The sequence below is a fragment of the Microscilla marina ATCC 23134 genome (genome assembly GCF_000169175.1).
GTDB lineage: Bacteria > Bacteroidota > Bacteroidia > Cytophagales > Microscillaceae > Microscilla > Microscilla marina.
The window spans coordinates 18,373-32,131 of record NZ_AAWS01000073.1 but is presented as its reverse complement, the minus strand read 5'-3'; the positions used below and the strand labels follow the sequence as shown (position 1 = coordinate 32,131).

Genomic DNA, 13,759 nt, shown 5'->3' with positions numbered 1-13,759 from the left:
AATATCGTTTTCTTCGAGTTGGGCGTATACCTCTTGTGCATAATCATGAAACTTTTGCGAAATAGGCAAAATAGCAATTTGCTCAGGGGCCAGCCACAATGGAAATTTACCAGCACAATGTTCAGTCAATACGGCAATAAAACGCTCCAATGAACCAAATGGTGCACGGTGAATCATTACTGGGCGATGACGCTCATTGTCACTACCAGTGTATTCTAACTCAAAACGATCGGGCAATTGATAGTCTAACTGTACCGTACCCAGTTGCCATTTACGCTTCAGGGCATCTTTTACCATAAAGTCAAGCTTGGGCCCATAAAAAGCGGCTTCGCCTAATTCAGTAACTGTTTGTAAGCCCTTTTGTGCCGCTACATCAATGATAGCCTGTTCTGCCTGCTCCCAGTCTTCATCTTTACCAAAGTACTTGCTTTTATTCTCGGGGTCGCGCAACGAAATTTGAGCGGTGTAATCTTCAAAACCTAAAGCACTGAATACATACAGTACAAGATCAATTACTTTCCCAAACTCTTCTTTTACCTGCGCTGGTGTACAGAAAATATGCGCATCGTCTTGCGTAAAGCCACGTACACGGGTCAACCCATGCAACTCTCCACTTTGCTCATAACGGTACACTGTACCAAACTCTGCCAAACGCAAAGGCAAGTCTTTGTAAGAGCGGGGTTTTGACGCATAAATCTCACAATGGTGTGGGCAGTTCATAGGTTTAAGCATGAACTCTTCTCCCTCTTGTGGGGTAGCTATAGGCTGAAAAGAATCTTCGCCATACTTTTCCCAGTGTCCAGAGGTTTCGTATAGTTTTTTGCTGCCAATGTGTGGGGTCACTACTGGTGAATATCCCGCTTTGATTTGTGCCCTACGCATAAAGTTTTCTAAACGCTCACGCAACAATGCACCTTTGGGCAACCATAGTGGTAAACCTTTGCCTACCCGCTCAGAGAAAGTAAACAGCTCAAGTTCTTTCCCCAATTTACGGTGATCGCGTTTTTTGGCTTCCTCTAACAAAGCCAAGTGTTCCTTCAGCTCTTTTTGTTTAGGGAAAGTGATGCCATATATGCGGGTCAGCTGCTTACGATCGGTTTGCCCTAACCAGTAAGCTCCTGCCACATTGGTTAACTTGGCTGCTTTGATAAGCCCAGTACTGGGGATGTGTCCCCCACGGCATAAATCAGTAAAATTACCTTGGGTATAAAAAGTGATCGTACCATCTTCCAAACGATCAATCAACTCTAGTTTGTACTCGTCTCCTTTCTCGGTAAAGTACTCAATAGCCTCCGCCTTGCTTACTTCCTTACGCGCAAACTCGTTCTTTTGCTTGGCTAGTTCCAGCATTTTTGCTTCAATCTTAGGAAAAGCCTCTTCATTGATCACCACGTCATCGCCTGTATCAATATCGTAATAAAAACCACCGCTTTCTATAGAGGGGCCGATACCAAACTTGGTTCCAGGGTACAATGCTTCTACGGCTTCTGCCAAAAGGTGGGCTGAGGAGTGCCAAAAAGCTTGCTTTCCATCTTCATCTTTCCACGTCAATAAGCTTACGGTAGCGTCTTCATGAATGGGACGACTACTTTCCCACACTTCGCCATTTACTTTGGCAGTCAATACATTACGAGCCAAGCCTTCGCTTATGCTTAAGGCAACCTCGTGTCCAGTAGTTCCAGCGGGGTACTCTCTCACGCTCCCGTCGGGCAAGGTAATTTTGATGTTACTCATGATATAGGTTTAGTAGCTAAACAATGGTGTGCTTTACAAACAGCCCACTCCTTGAGTAGCCTATCCAACAATAATTTACAAAGATTGTAAAAGTTTTAAGAAGGGAAAATAATAATGGAGAAATTATCGGTTGAACCCATAATTGTTGTAAAACCAAACCATTGGCAAGCCATGAGTTCAGGTCAAACAAGTATCAATTGATGCTTATACTGTAGATACAGTGTTGGGTTTAGGGGTAAGATCGGGCTCAGGAATAGAGTTACGATCAAGCGTAATAAGGTAAGTAAAATAAGAGTATTTTTCGTCAATTTCTTCAAAATCGAAATTGATCAAATCACCAGATTTACGAGCCATGTCAACGAAACCCAATCCGGCACCACCTTTAGAGCCATACACACCATACTTGATAATGTTACGAAACAGTTTACGCTGCTTGTCACTGCTCAAGCTATTGATGTTTTCTATTTTACGCTCTATGAAAGGTTTTACATCGTTTTTTACAGCATTACCATTGATCAACAAATACTTGTCATCTCGACGAGATAGCAAAAAGATGGCTTCGTTTTCTGGTTCTATTTCGCTTTCGTTGTACCAATCGCGGGCATGTTTCACCGCGTTTTGCAACGATTCGATCATAATATTGAGTATTCTTCTTCTGATGAGGGGACTTTCCTTAGAACCAATCAGTTTTTTATCTACAATGCGTAGAAAGTAAACCATCAATTCCTGGGTAATTTCGCCCCGGTATGAGAAAAGAATAGACTCTGAAGCTACCGTCTTACGTAAATTTCGCAGATCGTCTAATAACATAGGAACGCTGTATTTTACGGCTAATTTTAAAAGGTTAATTAAAGTGATTACTCGTTTTGAGTATACCCAAATAAGTCATTTTTGTTTTGCAAAAGCAAATTTCAGCCCAAATTCGTTATTTATATTAAGTAAGTTTTCACCTATTATCTCTTATTTCTCTTACTTGTGCTGGGGCTTCTTCTTCCATTGCAGAATTTTTACTAAAACCTGTACAATATTTCTTTTGTATTTTTGCCGCTCTGATATAACTCATACTGGCAGCATATTGCCAATCGTTGCAAGCACCCAGTGTATCGCCCAAATACATTTTTGCTTTGCCTCTGATATAATAAGCCTCAGGGTCGTTTGGCTTACGCCTAATAGATGTACTTAGCTTGCTTACTGCTTCTTTATATTTTTTGAGTTCATAATATGAAATACCCAGATTAAAGTAAGCGTCTATCAAATCGGGGTTGAGTTGTATGGCTGTATTGCAATCTTCAATTGCTCCTCTGTAGTTTTTTAAGTTATACTTTACATTAGAGCGTCCTAGGTATGCCTTGGCGTGCATAGGGTTTACTTTTAATGCCCTACCAAAGTCTTTCACGGCTCCTTTGTAGTCTCCCTGATATGCTTTAATGTTGCCCGATTTAAAATAGGCATCTGCTCCTTTACGGCCAGACACACACCCGACAATAATAGTGATGATGATTATAAATGATAAACTATTTAATTTGAAAAAAAACATATTTAATACTCGATGGTTTTTGACTACACCTGTTTTGTTGTGTAGTACCTTTTAGAGCTTGTTTAAAATTAGCCGTTGGCAGAGCTTGCTTTACGCGATTTTCACTCTCATATATTTATATTGTTAAATCGAACCTATTTCTAAATCCCGATTCATCGGGCAGTTATGCTGTGGTGAGCTCAACAAAGTTAATTTAGCTAAAGTAGAGCTCACCATAGCAAAGCTACAGGTTCGGTTATCTGCAATAGCTGCCGTCACACGGGGTTCGCCCAACATCTACCAGATGTTGTCGTCTTCAAAGTTTAACGCATCTGAGAGCAAAACTCATCGAAAATCACGCTAAATGTGAAAATTTAAGCAAGCTCTTAGCGACAGTACTTCTTTATATATACACTAGATTCTGCAAATCCTAGCTCTCCAGCTTTTTTTATGTCTTCACAAGCCCCTTCATTATCACCTGCTTCATATTTCACCTGGGCTCTGCCTGCATACGCCATCGCATTTTTTGCATCGATGGCAATGATACGATTAAAGTCTGCTACTGCTTCCTGAAGGTCTTCAAGTTTAAAGTGCGCCATTCCACGATGGTAATATGCTTTTTTAAACTTGCCATCAAGTTTTATTGCCTGGTCAAATAAAGCAATCGCCGCCTTATATTCTTTAGCTGCGCTTTTTTCTTTACCTTGTTTAAGCAATTTAGCGGGTGTATCTTGTGCTTGTGCAATGTGTGCCATACAGCTCATAACGATTACCGCCGAAAAAACACATAGTTTGTATAATTGTCTCATTGTTTCTTGTGATGGGTTATTGTAAATAAAATCTTTTGTCATGTTACGTGAGTAATCATACCAAAGAAACGATGTTTTGTGTTTTTTGATTGAAGTCTGTTGCCATAAACTACTAATAATCAAGTAAATTTACTGACTTTTTAATAAATTTGCGTTAATATTCTATATTTTTGTACAGATTAGTCACCCATCATTTTATAAATCAGACATGTACTATTTGTACACAAAAATTGACATTCACTACATTTAAATTAATAATACCATGCTTATGAAAAATATTTTAGTTGTAGCCCTGTTCTTCACAGTAAGTATTTGCTTTGCCCAAGCCCAAAACATGCAACGCTTTGGCAAAAAAATAACCACAGAAAAAGCCCAAAATGCTTCGTCGTTGTATACAATTCTAGCGACCAAAGAAAAAAGTGGCAAAGTAAAGCTTAAAGGAGAGGTGTTGGCTGTTTGCAAGAAAAAGGGCTGTTGGATGAAAATGGACATGGGCGATAAGAATGATAAGCTATTTATACGTTTCAAAGACTATGGTTTCTTTGTACCCAAAGACTGTGACGGAAAAACTGCGGTAATTGAAGGTGTAGCCAAAAAAGAAACAATTACGGTGGCTCAGTTACGTCATTATGCACAAGACGCCGGAAAGAGTAAAAAAGAGATTGAAGCAATTAATCAACCACAGAAAAAATATACTTTTGAAGCCACCGGAGTTATTTTAATGTCAGATAAATAAAATACTCTCTTAGGAATAGTACCAAAATAAATTTACATTTTTAACGTCATCTTTCGCTGACAGAATTCGTTAAAAAAACTTGCCGTAGCGCTGCTATGACACGTTTTTTTGCCTCTCCTGCCAACAAAATATTTTGGCGTTACTATAGAACTTTATTTTTACACCATTCCTTACTGTTTGATCCTTTCATGACTCACAAACTTGGTTGTCAAGTTTGTGAGTTGAAAAATATTAAAAGCAGCATGCAAAAAAACCTTATGAAGTGTTCAAGTACAATGCTCACCTCAATTGTCGGTTTAGTATGAAAAAATCTTTTCTTTTGGTAAGTATCATCATTTTTTTGGGTGCAGTAAACTACAACTGCTCTTCTCCCCATAAAAAACTGTTCAAGCAATTGGCGGCAGAACAAGACCGTAGCAGGTACCCTAATGATGACAGCGAATTGGCTCTGTTAATGCGCGCAATGGATAAAGACATGCGATTGCTCAAAAAAGCAGTGGTGAATCAATCAGAACTACCACAATTGCTCAAGAAGTTTAAAGCAATTCATGTAGCTACCCCTACCGATGCTGAAGTAAAAACCCCACAGTTTACAGTATTGGCGCAGCTAATGGTAAACAATACTGAAAAAATATACAAAGCCAAGCATAAAAAGAAAGCATACAATTTACTGGTAAACAATTGCATCGCCTGCCACCAAAGCTATTGTCCTGGCCCTGTGGTAAGGATCAAAAAACTAAAAATTTCAGAATAATTATTTACGTTTTCACACTTTACCAGGCTTTGATATAGTTTAGAAAAAGAAACCATGGAACTTATTAATTTGTGTTTATGACAGCTTTATCGAATAGCGCTTTAACAAATAGCAGCTCTCACCCTGAAAGGTTGATGCACACTACGCAAGATATTTATAAGATTAAGTGCTTGCTAGACAGCGACGAAGAAACTAATATAAGGATGGCGCTTCAGATTGTAAAAGGGATGGGTGTTCCTAAAGAGTTGTATGTCGACTTTAATAATACATTTCTGAAAATATTTCTTTGCCTCGAAGAGGGCATACTTACACCGCTGCAGTCTTTGCAAAAACTTGAACTATTTGCTCTAGAACAACTAAAGCACCTGCCCGATGCCATTGGAAGTTTGCACAACCTCAAAATGCTGAACTTATGCGCCAATGCATTACAAGTAATTCCTGAAAGTATTGGCAAGCTACAAAAATTGCAATATTTAAACCTTGACAGTAACTACCTGCACCAGTTACCTACAAGTCTGGGACAACTAAAAAAGCTTGAATGGCTTGAACTAGGACAAAACAAGCTGGAAACGCTGCCAGATAGCATAGGACAGCTAAAAAACCTGCGCTATTTAAACCTCAAAAGAAATTACCTCACTGGTTTACCTTCTTCGTTTTTAGAGCTTCGCCAATTGACAGAATTATACCTTGAGGGCAACCAGTTTAGTAAAGCGTTTATTGAACACTTACAAAACCGTATGCCTCATACCCGAATTATTCTGTAACAGAAACAAGCTATGAGTTTCAAGTCCTTAGATACCGGTGTATATCGGTGCGACAAGTAGGTAGCTCACTAACAGGCAACGCCTTCTGGAACAAGCCGCTAAATATTGTATTCATCCGTTTCTTGCATAGCTTTGAGCCTTGCCAGCAATGGTGGGTGCGAATAATGAAAAAACACATAGGCTGGGTGGGGAGTTAGGTTGCTTAGGTTGTCGCTAGATAGTTTTTTGAGGGCACTGGCAAGTGCTTTGCCATTATAAGTAGTGCAAGCATACGCATCGGCTTCGTATTCATTTTTGCGGGAAAAAATATTCATGAATAAACTAGTGATCATAGAAATGGGTGAGTATAAAAAACCAAAAGCCAGGAGGTTGAGCCCAATGTTGAGCGATGAAGCTCCTAATGCCTGAGACAATGCTGGGTTGAACAGAAACCACGAAAGTATACATAAAACCAACCCTATTTGCAACACCGAAATAAGCATGCTCACTGGGATATGTTTCTTTTTGTAATGTCCTACCTCGTGTGCCAATACTGCTACCAGCTCTTGGGTACTATGGTTTTGAATAAGGGTATCGTATAATACTACTTTCTTTTTGGCACCCATGCCGCTAAAAAATGCATTGGCTTTGGTAGACCGCCTAGAGCCATCTATTACAAATAAATTGTTGAGTGGGAAGTTTACCTTTTGGCAGTATTGCTCTATTGAAGTACGTAGTTCGCCCTCTTCGAGCGGGGTAAATTTGTTAAATAAGGGCATAATAAGGCTGGTATAAAACATATTCATAAACACCATAAATACTGCAATAACCACCCAAAAATACACCCAAAACTGCTGCTGCATTTGGGCAATAAGGTATAAAAACGCAAAACCTAATGCTCCCCCCAAAACTCCTCCTAATATATACCCTTTGACCTTGTCAATGATAAATGTTTTAGGGGTGATTTTGTTAAACCCAAAGCGCTCTTCTATCACAAAGGTACTATACAGTTGAAAAGGCAAAGTCAAGACGTTGTTGGCGAGCATTAATACCGCAAAAAAGACCATTGTTTGTCCAATAGGATGATTTACTTGCCCGTTAACCCACTCGGCTACTACCGCAAACCCACCAGTAACAATAAGCATCAAGGTAACGACAAAACTCAAGGTACCAGTGAACAACGAAAAATGCCCCACTGCTTTTTTATACGCCAACGATCTTTGATATTCTTCATTTGTATACAAGCCCTCCAGCTCCTGGGGTAATTTTGCTGGGCTATTTTTCAGATTGAGCCATAGCAATAGATTGCTTAATAACTCATTAAAACAGAGTATAACTATAATTATGATAAATAGGTTTTGAGGGGTCATATTTGTTTGTTTAACTTTAACCGTATCAACAAGAGCTTTTTGTCAATGACTTATGAATTGCCAAAATAACACAATCCTGATTAAATTATAAAGTAAATGAACCTCCTGATGGTTTTAATAGTTGGTTAAAGAAAATATGCTTTATGGAAGAACAAGCCAAGCTAACCAATACTCTCCCTACCCAACTGGCGCAAGACCTATTGTATGCCATCAAAACCCAAAAGCCATACGAGAGCTATCTCATAGCACTGCAACAGCTCACAGTTGACAACTTGGTAGAGTTATTGGATTCTGAGGCAAAACGACTCAGCTTCTGGATTAATATCTATAATGCTTTTATTCAACTGGAGTTTTATAAAACGCCTGACCACAAGCCTTCCAATTTCTTCACAAAAAAATGCCTCCCTATTGCGGGGCAAGTCATGAGTTTTGACTTGATAGAGCACGGCATTTTACGCCGCTCTAAATTTAAGTATAGCCTGGGATATTTCAATAAGTTGTTTGTGGATAAAACAGAAAAACGACTACGAGTAGATAAAGTAGATTATCGCATTCATTTTGCTCTCAACTGTGGCGCCAAAAGCTGTCCTCCTATTGCCTTTTACTCAGACGAAAAAATTGAAGAGGAATTAGACCTGGCTACGGCTGCTTATCTCGAAAATGAGAGTATTTATCATGCTCGTAAGAATATGGTAGAAATTGCTAAATTAATGCAATGGTTTCGAGGAGATTTTGGCGGAAAAAGCGGCATCATTCGCATGCTACAACAATACAATATTATTCCAACAGACACCCACCCACGCTTGGTATTTCGCCCTTACGACTGGACGGTAGTATTAGATAATTTCAGGGATTGACTACTCCCCAAGCTAAAGTAGAGAGGATTCTCACCCAACGCACAACCCAATAGTTCACGTTAACGGATGGAGGCAAAAGCCCTTGCCTCAATATTTTTTGCAGCATTGATGTCTGCGTTTAGTTTTGTACCACAAGATGTACACACAAATTTGGCTTGTGTTTTCCTGCTTTCTTTGTCTTTGTGCCCACATTCAGAGCATACCTGGGAAGTACGCTTTGGGTTTACCTTGACAAAAGTTCGTTCGTGCCATTTCGATTTGTACTCCAGCTTATCCAAAAACATAGAAGGCGCCGTGTCCAGAATAGAGCGATTAGACCTGATTTGGCTTTGACATTCTTTCCAAGTGCTTCAGTGGTTCCTTTGGCGCTACCAGTCATATTACGAACTTTGAGGTTTTCAACCGCAATAGAGCCATATTTGAGAATTAAGCTTTTGCTGACTTTGTGTTGAAAATCGTTGCGAATACGGGCAATTTTAGCCTGAAGTTTGACAAGTTTTCGGGCTTGCTTCTTGAAGTTGCTCCCTCCTTTCTTTTTGCGGGAAAGGCTTCGTTGTTCAATCCTGAGCTTTTTTTGGTAGTGCTGAAAAAGGCGCGGATTGGCAATGTGTTCGCCATCTGAGGTTGTTAGAAAATGTTCTATCCCCCAATCCAATCCCACAGTTTGGTTATTGCTCGGAAGTGGTTGGGTGGTCGTTGAGAACATAATAGAAATATAGAAACCATCCGATTCTTTGATGATGGTTGCTCGCTTAAGTTTGGCTTCTTTGGGGATTTCTCGTGAGTAGAAGGTTTTGACCTCGCCTAGTTTTGGAAGAACAAAACGACCTGCCCCACAGTTGTCACGGGTGACTGACTTTAGAGTGATAGAATTGTATTTGCCTTTTTTCGCCCATTTGGGAAAGCCACCACCCTTAAAGAAAGATTGATAGGCTTTCTCAAGCCTTTGGAGCACATCCTGAAGACTCTGTGATGGAACATCTTTGATCCATTCAACATCCTTGAGGGTTTTGAGCTCCTTATCCAAATCAAAGCGAGACAAGTTAACGCCATATGCTTTGTAGGCGTATTGTTTTGTCTCTAAAGCAAGGTTGTAGACAAACCGACAAGCACCTACCCAGCTACTCAGTTTTTGAGTTTGGGTAGCAGACAAATTTCGGAGCTTGTATTTGTATGTCTTCACTACTTGGAGCATACTGCAATATACGGAAAACATGTTATTTATATGGCAATTAAATACTATAGTTAAGCTCTGGAAAAACGCTGGAAAAGCTCTAAAACTAGTGCATTAGGGATTAAATAAGTTGCCTATTAATTTGGATGAATTAACTTCGTTGAGCTCGCGAAAAGCTCGGTTTTGTTTTCTGACGAGTCGTGAAAATGGCGGATAGTTCGCTTTCTGAATTCCGATGCATATCGGAACCTTAGCTATCTAACTTTTTTACGAGGAAGTCAGGGGGCAAAAGTTGTCAAATAATATGTGAGTAACTTAGTACCTAATGCACTAGTGTCTACAAACTTGGCTATCATATCATTTGGTGTCCAAAATATCGCAGGAAAGTCCTGACTCAGGAAATACAAAAAAGGCTCAAAGAACTTTTGCTTTCAAAGGCTAAAGATTTAGGCATTGAAATTCAAACCATGGAGATTATCACAGACCAGGTGAATCTTTTCATCAAAGCGAAGCCTGTAGATGCTCCTCATTTCATTATTGGGCAACTTAAGGGCTACACCAGTCGCCATTTGAGGCAAGAATTTCCCCAACTAAAAAGTAGACTTCCAACACTTTGGACTAGATCATATTATGTGGAATCGGTAGGGCATATTTCAGAAAAAACCATCAAAAAATATATTGAAAACCAAAAAAAGGATTGAACATCATTTGCCATTCGGCAACTATTTTTCATCCCAATACTAAAGACAGTGGGCTTTCAAATAATATTTATCGTAAAAGACATATATAAGTTGCTAACTATTTACATTTCGCTGTTAGTTATAGCCTTACGCTACACGTTTCACTTGCGGTTCATGATTTAGATATACCACACCAATGCCCACACAATCATTAGTTCCCAATGTTGTTTGATAAAAATGCGCAGTTTTTTGAAGGCAATGCCCATTTGGGCTTCTACGGTCTTTTTGGAAATACCTAGTTGATCTGCCACTTGTTGATAGCTCAAGCCCTCGATGCGGGTCAAGGTAAAAATCTCGCTGCATCGCTTGGGTAAGGCTGCTATTGCCTGAGATAGCACGTGCTGAAGTTCGGCATTGTGCATGGCTTCTTCTACAGTGGCATTCTCGGCAATATGAATGGGGTGCTCTTCGGATGAGGTAGAATGTGATTTTTGTGAAACTTGGGTAGCTTTGCTTTTCAGGTAGTTGATTGAACGGTTTTTGACTGATGTATAAAGGTAAGCTTTGATTGAAGATTGTATTTTGAGTTTTTGGCGTTTTTCCCAAATATTAATGAAGGTTTCTTGTACTACTTCTTCCGATGATTGCTCTACCTTAAGGTACATAAAGGCGAAGTTGCAAAGCTCCTGATAGTAGCGTTTAAACACATATTCAAAAACGGATTGGTTGTGTGCGCTAATTTTCTCTACAATTTGTGCATCAGTATACTTACTATATTCGTTTTTATGCATTAGTTAAACTTACCAAGTGATTGATTATCAAAAAAGCAGGGAATGCGTAAGTTAAATATTTGGCTGCAAAGAAGGAAACAAACTACTTGTAAAAAAATGAAATACTCACCGTACCTTACTTTTATTTTACTCTGTTGCTTATATATGCATAGTTCAGCCCAATCTATAGTACACTCCATAGTAAATGCCCAAAAGAATAAAATACTTCGCATAGAAGCACTTGTTCAGTTGCTTGCTCAACAGGGCATCACTGTGACTGATTGGACAATAGAGCTATGGAAAACCGGCTATGAAGCCACACTTAAGGTGAAGGAAAAAACTGGAGTTATTTATACTGTTGGGGTTCAATGCTATACACAAGATGAAACATACGCTTCTCTGCAGAGTAAGGAGGCTTTTATTGAGAAAATGTTTGCTCAAGCCAATCAAGCCTCTGGGCAACGGTCTCACTGGCTTCGCTTTTTTGAGACACAAGCCCCACAGGTGGCTATAGTAGATGCAGCACTGGCTGTTTGTGATCAAAGCCGACACCAAACTACGGTCACGATTTATTCGGAGAACCGGGTCAAAATCAAGTACACCAATCACTGGAACGCCAAGTCGTTGAAACATAAAACCAACTACTACATGATAGATGCCCACTTTGACATTGCGGCGGGTGCTCACAACCTAAGAAAAATGCGCAATGAATTTGTTTTTGGCAAAACAATGAAAGTAGGGGTATCTGATGGCTCCAGCAAGCAAAACCGGGGGTGTGGCAATCGAATGCTGGCAAACTCAGGGAATTGCATCAGCAACAAAACAAAGACTAATATTTTCTCCCCTTCCACCATACCTTGACAGGTAAAAAGTAAAACACTGCCATGAGCCAGGTAAATGTCACATGGTATACTTCAAACAATGCCAGATAAACAACCAGATGAGTTTGTTTTGCCCGTTGTAATGTAATAGTAATAAACCCACACTGAATCAACAACTTAACTCCTGCCAAACCCATGGCCCAAAAGGGCGAAAACCAACCTAAACCCAATAAAAGGAGCCAAAAACTACTATGCAAACCAAAAAATAAGGATAAAAACCAAGGCGCTTGCAAAGCGCCCGACATCCAACGCTTGCGTTGATGCAGCCAGGCGCTGACAGTAGACACTGGCTCAGACAAGGCGGTCATATCAGGATGAATCATATTTTTGAAAGCATAGCCTTGCGCTACAACTGCCTGAAACAAGGCAAAATCTTCGGTAATAGAAAAAGGAATTTGTTCGTAGCCCCCTGTTTTGCGATAAGCTGCCGGGCATATTCCCATATTGTTGCCCATGGCCGTGACTGGAATGCCCCAATTGCTCCAAACCTTGATCAATCCCAGCGAATAAGCCCAGTCTATGGCCTGAAACTTATCAAACAAGCGTTTGCCCTGCACCAGCGTAAACCCAGTCACAATGCCTACTTGCTTACCCGAAACCTTGCTTTGCAAAGCCGCTAACATTGCCTGTACCCAACCCTCAGGCACCACAATGTCAGCATCGGTCACCAACCACCATTCGCCTTGGGCTACTTGCGCCAAATGTGCCAACACATTTGCTTTGCCCTTTGCCTTGCCCAAGTTTTGCTCGATGTTTATCAATTGGAAGTGGGGTTTGTCGGCAATAAAGTCTTGGATGATTTGGGCGGTAGCATCAGTAGAGTGGTCGTTGCCAATAAGTATTTGTAACTGACTTTTGGGATAATCAAGCGCTTGTAATGCCTGCAGGCAACGCAAGATATTGGTGGCTTCGTTGCGGGCAGCTATCATAATGGTCACTTGAGACGTGGGTTTGCTCTCTGTTACCTTAAACAAGTCTTTGTGCCCAAGCAACCCCACCAACAGACCAGCCTGGAACAAGAGGTAAATAACTAAGGGAATGAGTAGGTAAACGATGGTAGGTGGGGTTTTTATTATTTCAATATTTACAGCCATCATGTTTCATCTCCAATCGCCTCAAAACCAAAGCCTTGTTCGGCAAAGTGTGCCAAGTAGCGAGGCAGCACATACCGTAGTTTGTCAATAGACTTTACACTGTCGTGAAAAACCACAATAGAACCAGGAGTGGTATAGCCTATCGCTTTTTGCAAACACACCTCAGGCTCAAGGGTGGAGTCAAAGTCATAGGTGAGCACATCCCACATAATGACCTGATAACGGGTAACAAGGGACTTCATTTGGCTACGCTTTACTTTACCATAAGGTGGGCGAAATAAGGGTTTATGGGGCGAATGGCTGGCAGCATTCATAATTTGATAACACTGCTCTATATTGGTCAAGTATTCCTCGTCTTCGGTCTTCCATCCGTTGAGATGGTGGTAAGTATGGTTACCTGTGCGGTGTCCGTGGACAACCACTTGTTGATAAATATCGGGGTGTTTTCGAACATTGTCGCCCACGCAAAAGAACGTGGCTTTTGCCTGGTATTGCTTGAGTTGATCCAGCACATATTCGGTTACCTCTGGAATAGGTCCATCGTCGAAGGTGAGGTAAATAGTGGGTTGTTGAGTGTCTATTTTCCAGGTATACTGAGGAAACATTTGGCGTACCCACCAGGCAGTTTTAAAAAAACGCAT

At 40.4% G+C, this 13,759-nt stretch carries 15 protein-coding genes and 1 pseudogene; 6 read left to right on the top strand and 10 right to left on the bottom strand.

Translation table 11 applies throughout. The features are described from left to right. The 4 genes from thrS to M23134_RS34755 form a co-directional block, all read right to left on the bottom strand. On the bottom strand, nucleotides 1-1,734 hold a 1,734-nt coding region (gene thrS / locus M23134_RS34770; protein WP_002705070.1), incomplete at its 3' end, for a threonine--tRNA ligase. A 204-nt stretch (nucleotides 1,735-1,938) separates the two neighbouring features. Further along, entirely contained in the window at nucleotides 1,939-2,544 is a 606-nt protein-coding gene (locus tag M23134_RS34765) for a SiaB family protein kinase (RefSeq protein ID WP_002705068.1), read from the bottom strand. Nucleotides 2,545-2,680: 136 nt separating this feature from the next. Continuing rightward, nucleotides 2,681-3,271: a tetratricopeptide repeat protein gene (locus tag M23134_RS39430; RefSeq protein WP_053337450.1), complete on the bottom strand. Its 591-nt coding sequence runs from the start codon at nucleotides 3,269-3,271 to the stop codon at nucleotides 2,681-2,683. A gap of 365 nt (nucleotides 3,272-3,636) precedes the next feature. Then, on the bottom strand, nucleotides 3,637-4,059 hold the full coding sequence (locus tag M23134_RS34755; RefSeq protein WP_157558802.1) for a tetratricopeptide repeat protein: 423 nt from the start codon (nucleotides 4,057-4,059) through the stop codon (nucleotides 3,637-3,639). A 268-nt stretch (nucleotides 4,060-4,327) separates the two neighbouring features. On the opposite strand from M23134_RS34755, the gene M23134_RS34750 reads away from it, so the two are divergent. The 3 genes from M23134_RS34750 to M23134_RS34735 all read left to right on the top strand — a co-directional run bounded on the left by M23134_RS34750 (nucleotide 4,328) and on the right by M23134_RS34735 (nucleotide 6,313). Next, nucleotides 4,328-4,795, top strand: a complete 468-nt coding sequence (locus tag M23134_RS34750; protein WP_045114940.1) for a DUF4920 domain-containing protein — start codon at nucleotides 4,328-4,330, stop codon at nucleotides 4,793-4,795. A gap of 301 nt (nucleotides 4,796-5,096) precedes the next feature. Beyond that, complete coding sequence (locus M23134_RS34740) at nucleotides 5,097-5,549, top strand: hypothetical protein (RefSeq protein WP_002705060.1); 453 nt, start codon at nucleotides 5,097-5,099, stop codon at nucleotides 5,547-5,549. A gap of 134 nt (nucleotides 5,550-5,683) precedes the next feature. Continuing rightward, nucleotides 5,684-6,313: a leucine-rich repeat domain-containing protein gene (locus M23134_RS34735; RefSeq protein ID WP_002705058.1), complete on the top strand. Its 630-nt coding sequence runs from the start codon at nucleotides 5,684-5,686 to the stop codon at nucleotides 6,311-6,313. A gap of 98 nt (nucleotides 6,314-6,411) precedes the next feature. Here M23134_RS34735 and M23134_RS34730 read toward each other — a convergent pair whose 3' ends face one another. Then, entirely contained in the window at nucleotides 6,412-7,662 is a 1,251-nt protein-coding gene (locus tag M23134_RS34730) for a M48 family metallopeptidase (RefSeq protein ID WP_045114935.1), read from the bottom strand. Between the two features lie 143 nt (nucleotides 7,663-7,805). On the opposite strand from M23134_RS34730, the gene M23134_RS34725 reads away from it, so the two are divergent. Then, entirely contained in the window at nucleotides 7,806-8,519 is a 714-nt protein-coding gene (locus M23134_RS34725) for a DUF547 domain-containing protein (protein WP_002705056.1), read from the top strand. A 59-nt stretch (nucleotides 8,520-8,578) separates the two neighbouring features. Here the strand turns inward: M23134_RS34725 and M23134_RS42375 are convergent, their stop codons facing one another. Continuing rightward, nucleotides 8,579-8,803 (bottom strand): zinc ribbon domain-containing protein, encoded by a 225-nt coding sequence (locus M23134_RS42375; RefSeq protein WP_075164110.1) that lies wholly within the window; start codon nucleotides 8,801-8,803, stop codon nucleotides 8,579-8,581. Further along, nucleotides 8,743-9,702 (bottom strand): RNA-guided endonuclease InsQ/TnpB family protein, encoded by a 960-nt coding sequence (locus M23134_RS34720; RefSeq protein ID WP_232296863.1) that lies wholly within the window; start codon nucleotides 9,700-9,702, stop codon nucleotides 8,743-8,745. The genes M23134_RS42375 and M23134_RS34720 overlap by 61 nt, the downstream gene beginning before the upstream one ends. Before the next feature lie 320 nt (nucleotides 9,703-10,022). On the opposite strand from M23134_RS34720, the pseudogene tnpA reads away from it, so the two are divergent. Continuing rightward, nucleotides 10,023-10,394: pseudogene (gene tnpA, locus M23134_RS34715) on the top strand (IS200/IS605 family transposase); the annotation flags it as partial. A gap of 158 nt (nucleotides 10,395-10,552) precedes the next feature. Here the strand turns inward: tnpA and M23134_RS34710 are convergent. Beyond that, a complete protein-coding gene (locus M23134_RS34710; RefSeq protein WP_002705053.1) occupies nucleotides 10,553-11,164 on the bottom strand; it encodes an RNA polymerase sigma-70 factor in 612 nt (203 codons plus the stop codon). A 96-nt stretch (nucleotides 11,165-11,260) separates the two neighbouring features. On the opposite strand from M23134_RS34710, the gene M23134_RS34705 reads away from it, so the two are divergent. Then, a complete protein-coding gene (locus tag M23134_RS34705; RefSeq protein ID WP_157558801.1) occupies nucleotides 11,261-12,004 on the top strand; it encodes a hypothetical protein in 744 nt (247 codons plus the stop codon). On the opposite strand, the gene M23134_RS34700 is transcribed toward M23134_RS34705, so the two are convergent. Both M23134_RS34700 and M23134_RS34695 read right to left on the bottom strand, forming a co-directional pair. Then, nucleotides 11,973-13,121, bottom strand: a complete 1,149-nt coding sequence (locus tag M23134_RS34700) for a glycosyltransferase family 2 protein (protein WP_082226769.1) — start codon at nucleotides 13,119-13,121, stop codon at nucleotides 11,973-11,975. The two genes, M23134_RS34705 and M23134_RS34700, sit on opposite strands and share 32 nt — an antisense overlap. Beyond that, entirely contained in the window at nucleotides 13,118-13,759 is a 642-nt protein-coding gene (locus M23134_RS34695) for a polysaccharide deacetylase family protein (RefSeq protein ID WP_002705050.1), read from the bottom strand. The genes M23134_RS34700 and M23134_RS34695 overlap by 4 nt, the downstream gene beginning before the upstream one ends.